Source organism: Paenibacillus sp. NPDC057934, assembly GCF_042887565.1.
Taxonomy (GTDB): domain Bacteria; phylum Bacillota; class Bacilli; order Paenibacillales; family Paenibacillaceae; genus Paenibacillus_AQ.
In genome coordinates this window covers 68,603-87,376 of sequence record NZ_JBHVPB010000011.1, presented here as the reverse complement: position 1 = coordinate 87,376, position 18,774 = coordinate 68,603, and the positions used below count along the sequence as shown (strand labels likewise).

The window sequence follows — 18,774 nt, the reverse complement described above, 5'->3', positions numbered from 1 at the left end:
TTCTATCCGATTTGTCCTATTACTCTATGTATTCCATATCTTTCGAGAACATGACAATGGTTTGTTGGAAAATAGAAGAGCGTTGGCCGCGTTGGCTGCGCTCTGATTACTTAGGGGGAGTCAGCTGTATGAAGGTGTTGGCCATAATTCTAGTTCTCTTTATTGTTCAGCTGGCTGTAATTCTGCTGCTTGAATTTAGGCGCCCGCAGCGGGCGGTGGCTTGGATGTTCCTCACGTTCTGCTGCCCCCCGTTAGGGTTGCTTTTCTATTATGCACTGGGTCGTGATTTTCGGAGAAAACGTTCGGTGAACCGGCAGTGCATTACCCATCAGCCTGAAATACACGCTCATGTCTCCGGCAAAAGCCGTGTAGTCAAAAAGATGGAGGAGTGTGGGAATCCGCAGTTCGCCGAGCAAAGAGAGCTGTTATCCCTGCTGTCCGGACTGTCGAAAAGCCCGATTACCGGCTGTAATACTACTCGGCTGCTCTCCAGCACAGAAGAAGCGTACACTTCTATGCTGGAAGCGATGGAAGACGCCCGTGAGCATATTCATATGGAATTCTATATCTTTCGGGACGATGAGATCGGGGATCGATTTCAGGATGTGATGATTCGCAAAGCCCGGCAGGGGGTTAAAGTGCGCCTTCTGTGTGATGGGATGGGCAGTCATGCCCTGAGCCGGAGATATATCCAGACGTTGCGCAGAGCTGGTGTTGAGGTGCATTTCTTTTTGCCGCCACTGCTTTCGCTGCTGGAAGGGCGCTTCAATTATCGCAACCACCGTAAACTCTTGATCGTAGATGGATTAGTGGGATTTACCGGTGGGATGAATGTGGGGGACGAGTATCTCGGCCGAAATCCCAAGATAGGCTACTGGCGCGATACACAGCTGCGTCTGGAGGGGGATGCCGTTTATTTTATACAATATGTCTTCTTGAAGGACTGGAAGCTGGCCTCCGGTGAAAAAGTAAGCCATCCCCGTCTGTTTCCATTTCATGGCTGCGTGGGGAAAGAGGCGGTGAAGATTGTGCCAAGTGGGCCAGATGGCCAGATGGATGCCTCGCAAGAGATGTATTTTGGAGCCCTCAGTGCTGCGAAGAATCGGATTTGGATTTCCTCACCGTACTTTATTCCCGATCCCGCCATATGCCGGGCGCTGAAGAGTGCAGTGCTCAAAGGGGTTGATGTCAGGATTGTTATCCCGGCGAAGCCAGACAACTGGGTAGTCTATTATGCATCCTTGTCTTATTTGGAGAATCTGCAAGATGCAGGCGTGAAATTCTACCGCTATACCAAAGGGTTCATGCATGCCAAAATCATGGTGGCCGACGAATTGCTGGCTGCGGTGGGCAGCGTAAACCTTGATATGCGGAGCTTTTACTCCAATTTTGAGCTGACAGCAGTGCTGCTGGACCTTAATGCTATATCAGCGGTTGCAGATGGATTTCAGCGGGATTTAAAGCACAGTGAGTTCATTAATCCGGAGCAATTTAGAGAGAGAGGCCGGCTTGTCAAGCTGGGTGAGGGCATTTGTCAGTTGTTATCACCGCTTCTATGACAGGAAAAGTGACAAACAACAAAATTATTGAACGTTTTTTACATGAACCATTCATTATGGAACGTTTATTTATGATATAATAAAGTGTACAAATCAGAAATGTAAGAGATGAACCTCATAACTTATGTTTCAAAATTATACTGTAATTGTAGGGGGAGTTCTATGAATGTGAGTCAAGAACTGTTTGCGAAAGAAGGCAGACCACAAAAGTCCGGAGCAATCAAAACGGCGAAGCTCGCGCAACGAGTTGTTATGCTGGCCATAGGGGCAGCGATGATGTCGGTTGCACTGGAGATATTCCTTGTACCGAATCAGATGATTGACGGTGGTATTACAGGGATCTCGATTATGCTGTCGCATATCTTTGATATTCCCCTCGGTATTCTGTTGACGCTGCTTAACCTTCCATTTCTGTTGATCGGCTATAAGCAAATCGGTAAAACGTTCGCTTTGTCCACTTTATTTGCCGTAGTCCTGATGTCCATAGGAACTCAGTTGCTGCATCCTGTGAAGCCTTTCACCTCGGATCCACTGCTGGCTGCCGTCTTTGGCGGTATCATTCTGGGCGTCGGCGTCGGGCTGGTTGTCCGTTATGGTGGATCGCTTGATGGTACGGAAATTGTGGCGATTCTGGTTGCCAAGAGACTACCGTTTTCTGTAGGCGAAGTTGTAATGTTCTTTAACTTGTTTATTCTATCGGGTGCAGGTTTTGTGTTCGGCTGGAATAATGCAATGTTCTCACTTATTGCCTATTATATAGCGTTCAAATTGATTGATATTACACTTGAAGGTTTGGATCAGTCGAAGTCGGTATGGATTATCAGCGAGAAATTCCGTGATATCGGAGAAGCGCTGACAGAGCGCCTTGGGCGTGGTGTTACTTATTTGGATGGAGAAGGTGGTTTCTCCGGCGAGAACAAGAAAGTGATCTTTGTTGTTATTACTCGTCTGGAAGAAGCTAAGTTGAAAGCCATTGTAGAGGATTGGGATTCTGACGCATTCGTTGCGATTGGTAATATCCATGATGTCAAGGGTGGACGCTTTAAGAAAAAATCCATCCATTAGCGAAGCTCGGGTGCGGGCTTTAACTCACTGAAAGAAGGTATATTTACGAACGATCGCTCAATAAATACGGCGGAACCATCTTTATGTGCCGTATTCTTATATAGAATACCTTCTGTATTTTTTATCAAAAGCATGAGAAAAAGCGCAAGCTGAAAGGATACTGCATCCTGGAGCCTGCGCTTTTTGCATTGTTGGAATGTTGTTATAACGGTTGAACCGATTTCAATGTAATTTGTTGTACCTCGGAAAAGGACCTCAGTGTTCCAATACCATCGGCATCTGCTCTAAAGCCGATAAGGTAATCCCCTACAGGTGGAATTCGTTTATTATACAGTATGAAGGCAATGTCTTGTGAAGGGCCTGTTATGTTTTTAATAGTCAGGGTATGTCCCTCATTACTTAATTGCTCCTCAGTTATATTTTCCCACCCATTAACGAATATAAGATCACCTGTGTTGAATGTCAGTCCCTCCATTGTAACTTCCATGATTCCATTCGAATAAGTTTCCCCCGTAAAGTAATCAAAGCGGAACGGTGGAACAAGGGCCCCTGTTTGAAATGACATGGAGTTTAGGAATCCGTTTGAATTACTGAACCCATAATAAGTTGAAGGCAGTGTTGGTACGGCTGGGCGGGCTCCCTTTTCCAAAGTAAATGTAAGGGCATGTTCCGCATCGCGCGGAGACTCTTTGCCGTCAGCATTGGTGGAAGTTAGGATATAGCTATATACACCTGCATCCAGATCGCCGATGATCGCGGCAGGGATTGATCCGTCCCCTTGGCTTAAGCCGAGAGTAATAGGAGTGCCTAATTGGTCTTCTACATCCACGATGCCATTCTCGTTAAGATCCTCCCAGCGATAAGCCTTTACTTCAGCGTCCGGTTCACTAATTGCGCCAGCCAAGCCTCTAATTTGATCCTGTTCACCCTTGTAGTTATCAATCACTTCAAATTTTGAGATATCGACCGTTGGCACATTTGATTCGATGATCTGATTCAGTGTTTTGGTAGCGGTGGTTCCTGTTTTTGTTCCTGTTTTGGCTATAGGCGTAACCTCAACCGTGAGGTAGCTGCCGAGATCTTCATCGGTCAATTGATAATATTGATAGGTCGCTCCAGAGATGGCTGTCTTATCGGAAGTCTCCAGGGATTCAGAACGATACCATTGATAGCTCAAGGAATCTACCTCATCGTTCTCTGCGTCAATATAGTCAAAATCAGCAAGGAGTCGATCTCCCACAGTAGGCTCATCTCGTGAAATAATCTGCAAATCCTGAATGGTCGGAGCTTCGTTTATGCCGGATAGATTTGAGCCGCGATACTCCTCTTTCCTAAACGCATATGACGCATCTTCCCCTCCAATGTAAAGAACTGCATCGGGTCCCGTCACATCTGAGACAATTTTAAAGCTAAATAAATCAACGACCGCTGCCTTGGCGTTCACATGACCTTCGGTCAAAGCCACATTTAAGACGCGTACAAAATCTCTCATATCCTCATAGTCTTGATCTGCTGTGATCGATACTGTATTAACACCGTCGCTAAGAGTAAATGTCTTTGGCTGTTCCGAGAAGTTACTATTGTAAATTCTGTTGCTAAGCGCAAATGCAGGTGATTTCTCGTAGACCGGAGCCGGCGTCGGCGTTGGTGTTGGAGTCGGTGTCGGCGTTAGTGTTGGAGTCGGTGTCGGTGTCGGAGTCGGTGTTGGCGCCGGTGTCGATGTTGGAGTCGGCGTCAGCGTCGGCTCGGGTGTCGCCGGCGTTGGCGAAGTCCAACTGCTGCTGTTAGCGCTTGTAGTGGTTGGTGTAGAGTGTGGAATGACCACCCCTAACACCGGTTCCGGTGTCGCTGGCTGGCTCGGGTTCTCAGCATCCTGCTTAGCTTTTTCGACCAGGAATTTAGAAGCAACCAGAGCAACTTCCTGACGAAGTGCATTCTTCTGCGGTCCGAAGGAACCGTCAGGATTACCCCTCATTAAGTTTAATTCGAGCGCAGCGGCGACGGAATCCTTAGCCCAAGCAGAGATGGAAGAAGCGTCACTGAAGGTTAAGTCTTTGCCTTTTCCGGTGATGTCAACAGCTAAAGCATTCATAAAAATAACAGCCATTTGTTCACGGGTCAGCGTATTCGCTGCTCCAAACAGCTCTCCACCTATGCCTTTCACGAGTCCTGCCTTCACAGCAGCTTCCACAGCATTGAACGCATATGAATTACTTGGTACATCACTAAATGTAGCTAACGCAGGTGGGGAAGTCAGATCAAGATTCAACGTTTTTGCCAGAATAATGGCGAAGTCTTGTCTGGAAATCAATCCAGTCGGATTAAATTTGCCATCCGTTGTACCATTTATAATCCCTTTGTCCATTAATTCTAAAATGGCATCTTTCGCGTAAGAATTAGAGATATCAGCAAACGATGCCGAAGCAAATGCGTGAGGTACTAAAGTACCAAGCAGCACAGTGGTAGATAACATAGTTATTGATTTCTTCTTAAACGATTGTTTTTTACTCATAACCTTCTTTCCCCCTTAAAAATGCTACATGCGACAATTCCCTCGAAAAGTCGACAATATATGCCCCACTGATTGTACAACTTGTTGCTGAACGTATTCTGGACAATCCCTGGTAGGAAAGTTATTTTTGACGAGCAAATGAAACGCAAAAAAAGCCCCCTTTTTAAAGAGAGCTTCATGAACATTGTGCTTTTTTAGGAAAGCTGCCGAGCAATGACTTCCACTGGCTGCGGGGACACGCTGGCAATCAGGTCACCCGTCTGGCGAAGGCGTTCTACAATATTGAGCAGATGATAATCGGTAACAGAGACGTCTCGTTCAACTTCTTCCCAGGTCAGAGGTGTCGAGACAGTTGCGAGCGGACGAGCCCGTGGGGTATAAGGTGCCGCAAGGGTTTTGCCGCTGTAATGCTGAAGATAGTCAAAATAAATCCGATCTCCACGATGCTTCTTCAGCCGTTCCAGTGTGAACAGCTCCGGGTGCTTCTCGCTCACAAAACGTCCGACAAAATGGCCCACCGCTCGAAGGTCGTCAAAGGTTACGCCCGGGGTAATCGGAACGATAATCTGAACGCCGGTTGCGCCCGAGGTCTTTGGGACCGAGGTGAGACCAAGGGATTTCAGCACTGTACCTACAATTGAGGCTGCTTCCATAATGCGCGGCTCCTGCTCGCGGGAAGGGTCCAAATCAATCATCCATTCACAGGGCAGTGTGCTGCCTGCAAGGTGTAAGGACGGATGGAACTCCAGAGCTGCGAGATTGCCGAGCCAGAGTAGTTCAGGCAAGCCCTGCAAGGTAATGTAAGTAATGCCGTCGTGGTTGAAGGTCCGGACGAATTCCGGGAGCGGCTCAGGCGCGTTTTTCTGATAAAAGGACATGCCGGACACCCCATGGGGATAGCGAAGGACAGTCAGCAGCCTGTCCCGGCAGTAACGGAGCAGATAGGGAGAGAGCGCGGCAAGCTTTTGCAGATACATCTTCTTCGTAATGCCGACCTCAGGCCACAGCGGTTTGTTGGGATTGGTGATGATGATCTCCTGCCCGTCTACTGTGATGGAGCCTTTGACTGCAGTGGGCATGCTAGACTCCTCCTTAGGTTTTATTTGCTCCGCTGACTTAACAGACAGTCCTGTGGTGGAATTTCCACTTGGGCCTGAATGACAGGCTGGCGGAGTGTTCCTGATGTATTCCACTCTAGAAAATGGATCTTGAAGCAGAGTTGCGGCATGATCCAGAAGGCCGCTTTGCTTCGCTGGGGCTGCTCAGCAAATGGCATGGTTGGAGCTGCCGATTCATGGGCATACCGGGTAAGCTCACGCCAATCCTGCACGGTCAGCTTGCCCGCACCAGCATGGCCAATATAATGCAACCCGCCTTCTTCGTCATAGAGACCGAGCAGCAGTGCGTTGACCATCCCGTCACGGAAGGTGACACCACCGGCTACCGCTACAAGATCCTGAATGATTTTGCGTTTCTGCCAGCGCTTATCCTTGCCGTTTAGGGCATAGGTACTGTCCATGTCCTTACAGACAATGCCTTCTAGTCCGCCCTTTTGAGCGGCAGTGAACAGCTCTGCGGGATCGGCATAGCTGGGAACAATCTGCACATGAGGATGAGGCAGCATCACTTCAGCCAGAAGCTGCTGTCTCTTATGCAGCGGATGGTCGAGCAGCCACAAGCCATTGCTGTACAGGATGTCGAAGACCATATACATGACCGGCACCTGCCGCTTTACAGCCTGGATCGTACTTTCCGTCCTCAGACTGTCCCGCCGCATGACCTCGTGAAAAGAAGGCTTGCCGCCGCTGAGGGCGATAATCTCGCCATCCAGAATGACGGAGCTTGCTTTACAATAAGCAGCGGCATCCGCGAGCTCGGAATACTGGAGCGTGCGACGGTTCCCGCGTCTGTTAACCAGTTCGGTGCTGTTTCCGTCATAGTAGGACAGCATGCGAACGCCATCCCATTTGATCTGGGCGATCCACTGGTCACCTTGTGGCAACTGATCGGCTAGTATGGGCTCGAAGGGAATCACAGGCTTCAGGTTCATCTGCCTGTCCTCTAAGAAATCGTTTCTTTAGACTTAGCGCTGCGGCGCTTAGTCTTAGTCGGTGCGATGACCGGAATGGGGCCGACCTTCGGAGCTCCGGCCGTTGCAGGTGTTGCGGAAGGAGAAGTTCCAACAGATGGTATGGCACCGACCGGAGTCGTAACCACAGGGGGAGTCCCGCCAGATGGTGCAGCTCCCGCGAGAGGCGTAGCCGCAGGTACCGCCACAGAGGTCTTTGCCGTTTTTCTTTTACCTGTACCGGCAGTCTTTGTCTTCTTGGTACCGGACAGGGAGGGGCCGGGATCTGTGGGAACATGCTGAACGGCTTCGATACTGGCCTGGAGTGCGGCCATCAGGTCGATTACATTGCTCTCTTGCTTGGTAGGTGCAATATGAAATTCCTCTCCTGCAATCTTGTGCGAGATGAGATCCTGCATTCGCTGGCGATAATCGTCCGTATATTTGGACGGGTCGAACGGCGTGGACAGCTGGGAGATCAGCAGCTTGGCCATTTCCAGTTCCTTGTCGTTCACGGCACCGGCACCCGGCAGATTGGGAACCTGAGAAGCCGGACGCACCTCGTCCGGGTAGAAAATCGTCTCAATGGCAATGCATTCCTCCAGCACCCGAATAGCTGCTAGGCTGCTCTTGGAGCGGATGGAGATTTTGGCGATGCCGATTTTGCCCGTCTGCCGCATGGCCTCCATCAATAGCCGGTAGGCGTTGCCTCCAGCTTGGTCGGGGGACAGATAGTATGTTTTTTGAAAATAAATCGGATCAATCTCCGTCAAATCAACGAAATCAAGGATCGTAATGTTCTTGCTGCTTTCTTCGGTCAATTGATCAAGCTCTTCCTTATCGAAGGTGACAAACTTGCCTTTCTCATATTCGTAACCTTTACCGATCTCCTCCCAGGCGACCTCCTTGTCGCAGACCGGGCATTTGCGCACATACGACAATGGGCTGCCGCATTCTTTATGAATGTAGCGCAGCGAGATGTCTTTGTCCTCCGTAGCGGAGAACATTTTGACCGGAACGTGTACAAGTCCGAAGCTGATGGCTCCTTTCCAAACGGTATGCATAATATCGCCTCCTGAACAATGATCTTGCTGCTTTTAATGTGATAAGAGCATAAGTGCATGGATTTGCTTTGGCTTAGTATTGGGTTGGATACGTTTTTCTAGCCGGATGCATTTTTTGTGAACCATGGGAAAAAATAAGGCCAGGCAAGAGGCTGGAATTCAGCAATCAGCGTGCTAATATGATGTACGTCGGAGGGGAAAAGATGAGCAAATCTTGGAACGAGTGGAGCGACATCTTGAGTGAGCAGGACATTCCTGCAGAGGTAGTCGACTGGAATGCCATCACGACGAACACGTCAGAGAACGAGGATAGCGTGGATGGGGACAAGTTGGATGCAGAGCAGACCATCGGTGAAGTCCCGGTGATCATCACACCAAAGGATAAAGCGTAATGTGATCCGATTTCACAAACGAGGAGGACATGATATGGATGTTAGGCGGGCAAAGGATATTTATGCTTCGAAGGACATGATTTCGGTTCATCTGGACGGCGAGCCGGTCTGGATTGAGCATGTGGATGCTGAGAACGGCATGGCTACCGTGCAGGTGGGTTCAAGTCCCACCAATACGCATACCGTAGGCGTGGAGCGGCTGGAAGAGAAGCGTTAAGGAATTAGTTATACAAGGAACGTCGTAATAATGAGAGCGGGATAAAGAACTGCGTAATAAAGAACTGCGTAATAAAGAGCTACGTGGTGAAGAACTGCTCAGTAAAGAACAGTATCATGTTGTCTAACGGCATAATTTGCTGCAGGCCTGTTGCCCGTTTTTTGGGCAAGGGCCTTTTTGTAAATATAAGAATTTTTACGCTATAAATTATCCTTATATTTCTCGCTGAAACGGATACCGTCCCTCAAAGGACGGCAAAGTCGTTTCTACTTGCGAATTCAAAGATGACACCGTTGTTGCGGTAAAACAATCATACCGATATAATTAATTGTATTGTACTTCGACAGATTTCTTATGTAATCTGACGATTACGGACTTATTCAAAGGTGGTATTGAAGTTGGACAATAATGTTGAATCGGTGCTCAAATACCATTCCTACAGCCTGGAGGATACAGAGAGGCTTGCTGCTGCTCTGGCGGCTGCATCGGTACCTGGTACCGTAATTGGACTGGACGGCGATCTGGGGGCAGGGAAGACCGCTTTTTCCCAACGCTTTGCCCGTCATCTGGGCGTAGAGGGCATCGTCAACAGCCCTACATTTACAATTATCAAGGAGTATGAGGGTCGTCTGCCGCTGTACCACATGGATGTATACCGGATTTCGGTTCAGGAAGCGGACGAGCTGGGCCTGGATGAATATTTCTACGGGCAGGGAGTTTGTCTCGTGGAGTGGAGCAGTATCATCGCCGAACTGATGCCTCCGCGGCATTTGCATATATACATGGAGACGGTTGGCCCGGACGAACGTATTATCACGGTAACGGGAACCGGCGCGCCTTACGATGAGTGGTGCCGGACTCTGGAACAGAACGGGGTTAAGAAGAATGACGAATGAAAATATAGAGCCGCGCAAGCGGTTTTTGGCGCTTGATACATCGACGGCTACGCTGGGGGTTGCCGTCACGGAAGGAGGCGTCGTGCTGCATGAGATCAACGCATCTGGCGAACGGAATCATTCCGTTCACTTGCTGCCGATCATTCAGCAGGCGCTGGCAGCATCGGGAACGGCCCCTGCCAGCCTGGCCGGTATATCGGTCGGCGTTGGGCCGGGTTCCTATACCGGGACGCGCATAGCCGTGACCGCTGCCAAGACACTGGCCTGGGCATGGAAACTGCCCGTGGCCGGTGTGTCCAGCCTGCATGCCTTGGCATGGGGCGGCTGGAAAGCCGGTCTCGCCGGAGAGACTGCGGCGAACCGGCAGGATAGCGCCGGCAGCGATGCGGATGCCGGCGTTCCGGCAAGTGCTGGTCCCGGGGCCGGTACCTATGGCCCGGACTGGATCATCCCGCTGCTGGATGCCCGCCGCGGACAAGCCTATACGGCGCTGTTCGCAGCTGCTGACAGCGGCGCGCCGGTTCGCCTTGAGCCGGACGCTATCCGCCTGATGGCGGATTGGGTGCAATGGCTCGGCGAACGGCTCGAAGAAGCTGCCGCCGCAGGCAGCAAGCCGCGCAGGCTCTGGTTTGTCGGCGAGACGGCGCTGCATGCCAGTGAAGAATCGCTGCGGCCGCTGCACGATGCCGCAAGCTTAGAGGCGGTGCCTTATGAATTGGAAGGACGCTGGGCAGGACTGCTTGGTGAAGCAAGATTGGCGCAGGGAGAGAGCGACGACCTGCACAGCATCATACCTAACTATACCCAGCTTTCGGAAGCGGAGGCCAATCTGCGGTTAAGCAGAGAAGGGAGCATTAATAAACGATGACGGATGCGGAGTCAGTAAGAGGGCAGGGAGACGGTCTTGTTTTTCGCCTGATGAAGGTGGAGGATATTCCCGATATTCTGGTAATCGAACGGGAAGCCTTCACTATGCCGTGGACGGAGGAAGCCTTCCGCAACGAGCTGACACACAATCATTTTGCTAAATATATGGTGATGGAGCTGGCCGGTCATATTATCGGTTATGCTGGAATGTGGGCGATCGTGGATGAGGCCCATGTGACGAACATCGCCCTGCTGGAGGCCTATCGGGGCCGCAAATGGGGTGAACGCCTGCTGGACGAGCTGATGAGAACAGCAGCTTTTTTAGGCATGCAGTCCATCACGCTTGAGGTCAGGGTAACCAATGAGATTGCCCAGAATTTGTACCGCAAAAAAGGCTTCCGCTCGGCGGGTACCCGTAAAGGTTATTACTCCGATAACCGTGAGGATGCGCTCATTATGTGGGCCGATCTGCCGGCATACGAGGAGCGAAGCATTTTGGAAGGAAGCGTGGACCATAAATGAAGACTGAAACGGGTGCACTTCAGCCTGTGATTATATTGGCAATTGAGACAAGCTGTGATGAGACCTCGGTGGCTGTGGTTAAGGATGGCAACGAGGTGTTGTCCAACATCATCTCTAGTCAGATTGAGACGCACCGAGCCTTCGGCGGGGTAGTCCCTGAAGTTGCTTCGCGTAAGCATGTGGAAGTAATGACGCTGGTCATTGAAGAGGCGATGTTGGCTGCGAACGTAACACCTGATGACTTGACGGCCATTGCTGTAACGCAAGGACCGGGTCTGGTGGGGGCGCTGCTGGTAGGTGTAGTAGCTGCCAAAAGCCTGGCACTTGCCTGGAATAAGCCGCTGATCGGCACACATCATATTGCCGGACATATCTATGCCAACCGCCTCGTTGCTGAACTGCAGTATCCCTGTATGACGCTGGTGGTTTCTGGCGGACATACTGAACTGGTTCATATGGAGCAGGAAGGCCGCTTTAATATAGTTGGCCGTACTCGTGACGATGCAGTGGGTGAAGCCTACGACAAGGTCGCGCGTGCGCTGGGTTTCCCTTATCCAGGTGGGCCTCATGTGGACCGTTTGGCTCGGGAAGCTGAAGAGGTCGTGCCACTGCCTAGAGTGTGGCTCGAGCCACACTCTTATGATTTCAGCTTCAGCGGATTGAAATCTGCCGTGCTGAATGTAGTCAACCAGAGCAAGATGAAAGGTCTGACGCCGAATGTTGCCGGAATTGCTCGAGGCTTTCAGGAGTCGGTTGTAGAGGTACTGGTCGAGAAGGCAGTCCGGGCAGTCCGGGCTTGCAGTGCCAAACAATTGTTGCTCTGTGGCGGTGTGGCTGCAAACAAGGGCTTGCGCGAAGCGCTGACGGCCCGCTGCGAGCAAGAAGGCATCGAGCTGATTGTGCCTCCGCCGGTTTATTGCACGGACAATGCGGCCATGATTGGTGCGGCTGCTTATGTAAAATGGAAACATGAGGGTGGCATTCCTCTTGATATGGTGGCTGACCCTGGATTTTCACTGGAAAAATGGTCCGTTCCCGCCTATTGACTTCGGTTCGTCGTCTGGGTATAATCAGTTCAATTATAAATTAGCGTAAACGCAATGAATGGAAGTAGTAAGGAAACTCCGGGTTAAGAGAGCTGCGGGATGGTGCAACGCAGTCGAAGGAGACCTGAACTCGTCCGGGAGCGGAGCGGTGGAACAAAGGAAGCCCTAGACTAGGGATTGAACGGCAGTGCACGCCGGGGCCTTTCATACATCGTTACGGTTAACCTCCGTGAGAGGGTGGTCAAACAAAGGAAAGGACATGATGTCGTCCGGTTGATTTGTTTGGCTGTTAAGTGGATATTTCAGTGTCGGTGCAGATAAGCCGATATCAGGAGTATCAACAAGAGTGGTACCGCGAAGGTTAATAGCCTGTCGTCTCTTGAATGAGATGGCAGGCTTTTTTGTATGCTTTTTTCCAAAAGATATACGCTGTGAACGGGAGTAGTAAAAGACTATGGTGTTCAGAGAGCTGCGGTAGGGTGCGACGCAGTCACCAGAATCTTTGAAGCTCGCCCGGGAGCGGAACGGCTGAACAACAGTAGGCCGTTACGGTTTGTCCCCGTTACCGGACCTTCCCGCAGGATGAAGATGAACTTCAGCGTCCTGCCGGGAAGAGGAGCTGGATGCACTCAGCGAGCAGATGATGTTATGCTGTTCGACTGTGCGTCAACAAGAGTGGTACCGCGGAGGGGAAACCCGCCGTCTCTTATATGAGACGGCGGGTTTTTGCGTTCCTGCGGACCGAATGGGGCATATAGCTGTACCTGGTCCGCAGGGTGCGGAGAGTAGGAGTTCCGCTGCATTAACAGCGGAATTCCTACTGTCATCTAGCTGCCGGCAGCAGTGGGTGGGAATTAGCACGACCGCAAGTCGACGTGTGGTTGTGCGCAATAAACATAAAGCATGTTACAGAGAGATATACAGGGGTTGTTTCGTCCGTCCAAACAGATTTTATGAAAGATTTAGCCCTAGCTATACAACTTAACTGAAATTAACAGGATTATCTCCTGTTAATTAGTTGCAAACCTCGTTTTTTGTGAAAATAACAGGAAAAACTCACTTTAATTCTGCGGTTTATGCCCCTGAGCATAGATTTAGAGTGAATTAACGGGAGGTATTCCTGTTATTACAGGGATCGTTGGCGTTTTGTACCAGAATAACTGGAGTATTTCCAGTTATTATTCGTATGGCACCATCAAGAGCAGACCGAGAGCAGTAGAAGGGCAGATTAAGCAGTTCAAACGCCGGCCTATCACAGGTGAATCAATTATAGATCCAAGCGATGATCAGTTCTGCTAGCTTCAAAGTTGATTATTAAGTAAATAGACATCAAACACAGAACCAAAACAAGCTAGAAACAAATACAAAGCCAAATTCAAAGCCAAATTCAAAGCCAAATCTAAAGCCAAACCTAGATCCAAGTAAGATCCAAACCTATACCAACAGCAAATAACATTAACTCAGACCCATTCGAATTAAATTCAACCCAAAATCACTCAATATAGTCCGAAATCAATCCAAAACAAACACATAAATCAGGAGGTATTTACCATGATTATTCCAGTTAAGAAACGAATTCAGATTTTTGATACCACGCTGCGTGATGGTGAGCAAGCACCGGGTGCGAGCCTGACGCCGGAGCAAAAGATACTGCTGGCTTACAAGCTTGCAGAGTTAGGCGTAGATGTGATGGAACCGGGATTTCCCGTATCCAGTCCTGGTGATTTTAACGCGGTGGAGACGATTTCGCGCAAAATACGGAACGTAGAAATTTGCGGATTTGCCCGCGCAGTCAAGGGCGATATTGATGCCGCTGTAAAAGCAACCCGTGATGCCGAGCGGCGGCGGATTCACTTGTTCATTTCCTCCTCGGACATTCATCTGCAGCATCAGCTGCGGATGAGCAGACCGGAAGTGGTGGCAAAAGCCCGTGAGATGACGGCGTATGCCCGTCAATTCACAGATGTTGTGGAGTTCACGGCGATGGACGCCGCTCGGACTAATATTGATGACCTGATTGAGATGGTGGAGGCAGTCATCGAGGAAGGAGCGTCTATTATTAACCTGCCCGATACAGTTGGCTACGCGCTGCCGCATGAATACGGCGAGATGTTCCGGCGGGTGCGGCTGGGGGCAAGAGGTGGAGATAAGGTCATCTACAGTGCCCACTGTCACAATGATCTGGGGCTTGCCGTGGCCAACAGCCTGGCGGCTATTGAGGGAGGCGCGACACAGATCGAGGTGACCGTCAATGGGGTCGGTGAGCGAACAGGCAACTGTGCGCTGGAGGAACTGGTCATGGCACTGGAGACTCGTGGCGATGTTCTGGGGGCAGAGACGGGTATTGCACTTGATCAACTGTATGAGTCTTCACGACTGATCAGTAGCGCGATGCATTTTCCCATTGCTTACAATAAGCCGGTCGTTGGCAGAAATGCCTTTCAGCATGAGTCTGGTATTCACCAGGACGGCTTGCTGAAGGATCGCAGCACCTATGAGATCATGGACCCGGAACGTCTTGGTATTCCGCGCAGCATGATTATCCTGGGCAAGCATTCCGGCCGCCATGCACTGAAGGACAGAGCCGCAAAATACGGAATTGCCCTTGAACCGGCGGAGCTGGATGCTCTGTACGAGTCGTTCAAAGAAACAGCTGACCGGCAAAAAGTTGTCAGCGATGAACAACTCCTGCAGATGGTTAGCAGCACGACTGGACAGCAGGCCCAGGTCTATGAACTGGGCGAGGTGCAGGTGCTGGCCGGAAGCGCAGCGCGACGTGTGGCTGCAGTGACGGTGCGTCACTTGCAGAGCGGCAGCGAGACCTCGCATACCAGCACAGGTGACGGTCCTCTTGGAGCGATTATTGCTGCGATTGGGCAAGGAATTGCGGAGGATATTGATTTTGCCGGGCTGGAGCTGCACTCGCTGGGCAGCGGGGAGAATGCCCAGGCTGAGGCTGCGGTAATGGTAGAATGGGGCGGCGTCAAATTCAGGGGTACGGCGATCCACCAGGATATTGTAATGGCCGCTGGATTGGCCTATATTGCAGCCTGCAACGCAGCGCTGCTCTCCGCACGGAGTGTAGAAGCGGAGTAGCCAAAAGATGTGCGCTGGCCAACCTGTTCGGCAGATCGCCGCTAGAAATCGGCTTTACGATTGCGCCGGCGGCCGTTTTATCCGCGATTCTCAGCTCCATAGTTCTTCAGGTTTCGGCGAAAGGGAAGGCATCGCCCACACTTAGCTGTCTTATTTTGACTAGACCCGCTGTCTGATACGGAGATAGCGGGTTCTTTTTTGCCATAAAATCACGGGAAATATTAAGGGGAATTGCCTTTGTCAAGGTGTGGACAACGTTATCCACATATTCCGGACGAATTGTGTAAAAAGTGCGTAAAACCAGCAATACCAGCTCTTTTTTTAAGGGCTTTGATTAGATGGGGTGATGTGAGGTTGTTCTGTGGAAAATGTGGATAATATGGTGGATAATATTTCCTTGACAACAGAAAGGGCGATTTAATCCATAAAAAAAGCCCCGAAGGGCTGTGTTTAACAAAGAGTTATGCACGAAAACTGGGGATAGAGTTGTGGATAAGTATATTTGAACAAAATGGGAACTGTTAAAATATTTTTTTGAAGCCGATTTACATTATTCGTCAGCAAGGATTTCCCATTCGCTAAAAATATGACTCAATCGTTCCTTCTTATCCTTTAATTCTTCTTCATACTGCTGAAGTGCCATGTAATCCTGGTAGACTTCCTGCTTGGTCATCTCATTCTCTATAAAAGCAATTTCTTCTTCCAATGTTGCGATGCCCTCTTCCAGTTCAGTGATCCGCCGCTGGCGGTTACGTTCCTCGCGCTTGGCCTGTTTGTCTGCTTCAAAGGAAGAGGCCGTGCCTTTCTCGACGGGAGCGGGCTCTTTGTCGATGTTTTTGGCGGCAGACTTGAGCGCAGCCTGTTCGGCGGCCTCCTTGGCGATATCCTCCAGCTCCCGCTTCTTCTCAATATAATCGTCGTAGTTGCCGAGATACGGGTCAATGCCATCGGGGTGCAACTCTAGCACACGTTCTGCCATTTTATTGAGGAAATAACGGTCATGGGAAATGAACAGCAGTGTGCCTTCAAAATCTATCAGAGCTGATTCCAGCACTTCACGGCTGACGAGATCCAGATGGTTCGTCGGCTCATCCAGAATGAGCATGTTAGCGCCGCGCAGCATCAACTTGGAGAGCGCCACCCGCGCTTTTTCTCCACCGCTCAGTGCAGAGACTTTCTTCAGAACATCTTCACCACTGAACAGGAAGTTGCCAAGGATGGTACGAATTCTGGCTTCCTCCAGCATCGGGTATTCGCTCCACAGCTCTTCTAGCACCGTATTTCGTGGGTTCAGGCGTGTCTGCTCTTGGTCATAGTACCCGATTTTGACTTTGGTGCCCCAGTTTACGGTTCCAGCAGAAGGCTCCCGCGTACCCATCATGCATTGTAGCATCGTGGACTTACCGATCCCGTTTGGTCCAATTAACGCGGCGGTCTCGCCACGGCGTAGTTCAAAAGAGGCATTGCTGAACAGCGGGGGCTGTCCTTCTCCGAAGGCAACGGCCACATCACGTACCTGCAGAACTTCTTTGCCTGACATGAAATCCGGCTCAAAAGCGAAGTTGGCCTTTTTCAGGTCGCCTAGCGGTTTGTCAATCCGGTCCATCTTCTCCAGTGCTTTGCGTCGGCTCTGTGCCCGTTTGGTTGTGGAGGCCCGGACGATGTTGCGCTGTACGAACTCCTCCATCTTGGCGATCTCGCCTTGTTGTTTCTCATACTGTTTGAGCCGAGCTTCATATTCGGCTGCCTTGATATCTACATAACGGCTGTAATTGCCCGTGTACCTCCGGGACTGGTGCCGTTCAATCTCTACAATTGTTGTCACCAGTCGATCGAGGAAATACCGGTCATGGGAAACCACGAGAATGCCACCGGAATATCCGCGCAGATAATCCTCAAGCCAGGTCAAAGTCTCGATGTCTAAATGGTTGGTCGGCTCATCCAGCATGAGCAGGTCCGGGGCTTGAAGCAGAATCCGGGCTAATGCGAGCCGTGTCTTCTGCCCACCGCTTAAGGTGGAGATCCGTGTGTCCGGCGCAAATTCGCCGAAGCCCATACCATGTAAGACGCTGCGAATCCGGGTATTCATCTCATAGCCGCCGTGGTCCTTGAACCAGTCGGACTGACGAGCATAACGCTCTAGCAGATCCTCGTACCGTTTGGGGTCGTCTGCCAGTGCGGGATCGGCAATCTGTTCCTCTAACCGCCGCAGTTCAGATTCAGCTTCTATTAACGGAGCAAAGACCGCTAGCATTTCTTCTTCTATGGTCTTGTCCGATTGCAGTCCACTGTTCTGGGCTAGATAGCCAATCGTTGTTTCTTTGGATTTATGAATTTGCCCGCTGTCAAAAGACAGTTCACCCGCTAGAATTTGCAGAAAAGTGGATTTCCCGGCTCCGTTGACTCCAACTAGGCCTACTCGCTCTTTTTCGTTAACCTGAAGGTTGATACCGTCCAGCACGCTTTGTATTCCATATAATTTCGTAATTCCTGTTGCTTGAAGAAGCATAATGATGAAACCTCCACCCTTGCATATTACGCCTTGGCACTGTCGCCTTAGCCGCTATAATCACGTATTCCTTTTAGTTTACATGAAAAGCGTTTCCGGTGCGAGAGCTTGCCGGGGGAAAGAAGACCCGAACGTTTCACGAAGAGGGCCCGGGACACGGGGAACGCCCGTGCGCAAAACCATGTCTTCGGGCTATCTTGGCGAACCGGGGAGAAGAGTGGTAAACTAATCTTACAAACTAGGAGAAACGACGGACAGAAGAGGGAGGCGGCTGCTTATGACGGGCTTGCATGAAGAGCTCGTGCGAAGAAAGCGCGAGCTGCGGGTGCAGCAGGCTACCGCTCGGGACAGTTTATCCCTGGAGCAGCGCAGAGAGCTGTCCACTAGGGTCTGCCGCAAAGCTTGGGCGTGGAGCGAGTCTGAGACTTTGTCTTCAATTATGGCCTATGTATCCTTCCGTTCAGAACTGAACACCAGGCCGCTACTCACACGCGCTTGGGAAGCTGGGTGCGAGGTGCTACTGCCTCGGGTTGTTCCCAGCAGTGGAGCCATGACACTGCATCGTGTCACTTCCTGGGAGGAGTTGTCCGTTGGTACGTATGGCATCATGGAGCCGACAGCGGCCGGAGAGGATGCGGGGACCATGGTCTCCAGCAAACTTCCGGCCGCAGTATTCGTACCGGGACTAGCATTTGATATCCGGGGCGGACGCCTCGGATATGGACGGGGTTACTATGACCGTCTGCGTTCATCCTGGGAGACTAGCGGTCTCTGTGAAGGAGTGGCCACTCCGCTTTGGATCGGGCTGGCCTACGATATGCAGATCGTGGAAGAAGTGCCGATGGATGACCACGATGCTATTATGGACATGCTGATTACGGAGCATGGTGTGCTGGATTGCCATAACGGAGAGTTTTACAAGGGATAACCCCTGACAGCAAGAAGTGTAGAAGCTCTAGTA

Annotated in this window: 15 protein-coding genes and 1 other annotated feature; of the genes, 10 read left to right on the top strand and 5 right to left on the bottom strand. The window is 50.7% G+C overall.

Annotated features, from left to right (window positions below):
• Window positions 1-128: 128 nt before the first annotated feature.
• Window positions 129-1,559: a cardiolipin synthase gene (gene cls / locus ACFVRY_RS23825; RefSeq protein WP_387502784.1), complete on the top strand. Its 1,431-nt coding sequence runs from the start codon at window positions 129-131 to the stop codon at window positions 1,557-1,559.
• A gap of 162 nt (window positions 1,560-1,721) precedes the next feature.
• Window positions 1,722-2,624, top strand: coding sequence for a YitT family protein (locus tag ACFVRY_RS23820; protein ID WP_379467240.1), 903 nt, complete (start codon window positions 1,722-1,724; stop codon window positions 2,622-2,624).
• A 202-nt stretch (window positions 2,625-2,826) separates the two neighbouring features.
• On the opposite strand, the gene ACFVRY_RS23815 is transcribed toward ACFVRY_RS23820, so the two are convergent.
• From ACFVRY_RS23815 to ku, 4 genes are all read right to left on the bottom strand, one after another.
• Entirely contained in the window at window positions 2,827-5,136 is a 2,310-nt protein-coding gene (locus ACFVRY_RS23815) for an S-layer homology domain-containing protein (protein ID WP_387502783.1), read from the bottom strand.
• A gap of 194 nt (window positions 5,137-5,330) precedes the next feature.
• Entirely contained in the window at window positions 5,331-6,215 is an 885-nt protein-coding gene (ligD, locus tag ACFVRY_RS23810) for a non-homologous end-joining DNA ligase (protein ID WP_387502782.1), read from the bottom strand.
• A 20-nt stretch (window positions 6,216-6,235) separates the two neighbouring features.
• Window positions 6,236-7,186 carry an ATP-dependent DNA ligase gene (locus ACFVRY_RS23805; RefSeq protein WP_387502781.1) on the bottom strand — a complete coding sequence of 317 codons (951 nt, stop codon included), beginning with the start codon at window positions 7,184-7,186 and terminating at the stop codon, window positions 6,236-6,238.
• 11 nt (window positions 7,187-7,197) lie between these two features.
• Window positions 7,198-8,268, bottom strand: a complete 1,071-nt coding sequence (ku, locus tag ACFVRY_RS23800) for a non-homologous end joining protein Ku (protein WP_387502780.1) — start codon at window positions 8,266-8,268, stop codon at window positions 7,198-7,200.
• A 203-nt stretch (window positions 8,269-8,471) separates the two neighbouring features.
• Here ku and ACFVRY_RS23795 point away from each other — a divergent pair, with 203 nt between their 5' ends.
• From ACFVRY_RS23795 to ACFVRY_RS23765, 7 genes are all read left to right on the top strand, one after another.
• Complete coding sequence (locus ACFVRY_RS23795; RefSeq protein WP_387502779.1) at window positions 8,472-8,660, top strand: hypothetical protein; 189 nt, start codon at window positions 8,472-8,474, stop codon at window positions 8,658-8,660.
• 34 nt (window positions 8,661-8,694) lie between these two features.
• On the top strand, window positions 8,695-8,877 hold the full coding sequence (locus tag ACFVRY_RS23790) for an H-type small acid-soluble spore protein (RefSeq protein ID WP_387502778.1): 183 nt from the start codon (window positions 8,695-8,697) through the stop codon (window positions 8,875-8,877).
• Between the two features lie 398 nt (window positions 8,878-9,275).
• Window positions 9,276-9,773, top strand: coding sequence for a tRNA (adenosine(37)-N6)-threonylcarbamoyltransferase complex ATPase subunit type 1 TsaE (gene tsaE / locus ACFVRY_RS23785; RefSeq protein WP_387502777.1), 498 nt, complete (start codon window positions 9,276-9,278; stop codon window positions 9,771-9,773).
• The gene (gene tsaB, locus ACFVRY_RS23780) at window positions 9,763-10,641 is read left to right on the top strand and encodes a tRNA (adenosine(37)-N6)-threonylcarbamoyltransferase complex dimerization subunit type 1 TsaB (protein ID WP_387502776.1); all 879 of its coding nucleotides are present in this window, start codon (window positions 9,763-9,765) and stop codon (window positions 10,639-10,641) included. The genes tsaE and tsaB overlap by 11 nt, the downstream gene beginning before the upstream one ends.
• The gene (gene rimI / locus ACFVRY_RS23775) at window positions 10,638-11,162 is read left to right on the top strand and encodes a ribosomal protein S18-alanine N-acetyltransferase (protein WP_387502775.1); all 525 of its coding nucleotides are present in this window, start codon (window positions 10,638-10,640) and stop codon (window positions 11,160-11,162) included. The genes tsaB and rimI overlap by 4 nt, the downstream gene beginning before the upstream one ends.
• Entirely contained in the window at window positions 11,159-12,208 is a 1,050-nt protein-coding gene (gene tsaD / locus ACFVRY_RS23770) for a tRNA (adenosine(37)-N6)-threonylcarbamoyltransferase complex transferase subunit TsaD (protein WP_387502774.1), read from the top strand. The genes rimI and tsaD overlap by 4 nt, the downstream gene beginning before the upstream one ends.
• Before the next feature lie 422 nt (window positions 12,209-12,630).
• Window positions 12,631-12,918, top strand: a binding site (T-box leader).
• 841 nt (window positions 12,919-13,759) lie between these two features.
• Window positions 13,760-15,304, top strand: a complete 1,545-nt coding sequence (locus ACFVRY_RS23765) for a 2-isopropylmalate synthase (protein ID WP_387502773.1) — start codon at window positions 13,760-13,762, stop codon at window positions 15,302-15,304.
• A gap of 550 nt (window positions 15,305-15,854) precedes the next feature.
• Here ACFVRY_RS23765 and ACFVRY_RS23760 read toward each other — a convergent pair.
• A complete protein-coding gene (locus ACFVRY_RS23760; RefSeq protein WP_387502772.1) occupies window positions 15,855-17,813 on the bottom strand; it encodes an ABC-F family ATP-binding cassette domain-containing protein in 1,959 nt (652 codons plus the stop codon).
• 277 nt (window positions 17,814-18,090) lie between these two features.
• Here ACFVRY_RS23760 and ACFVRY_RS23755 point away from each other — a divergent pair, with 277 nt between their 5' ends.
• Window positions 18,091-18,741, top strand: a complete 651-nt coding sequence (locus ACFVRY_RS23755; RefSeq protein WP_387502771.1) for a 5-formyltetrahydrofolate cyclo-ligase — start codon at window positions 18,091-18,093, stop codon at window positions 18,739-18,741.
• The last annotated feature ends 33 nt before the right edge of the window (window positions 18,742-18,774 follow it).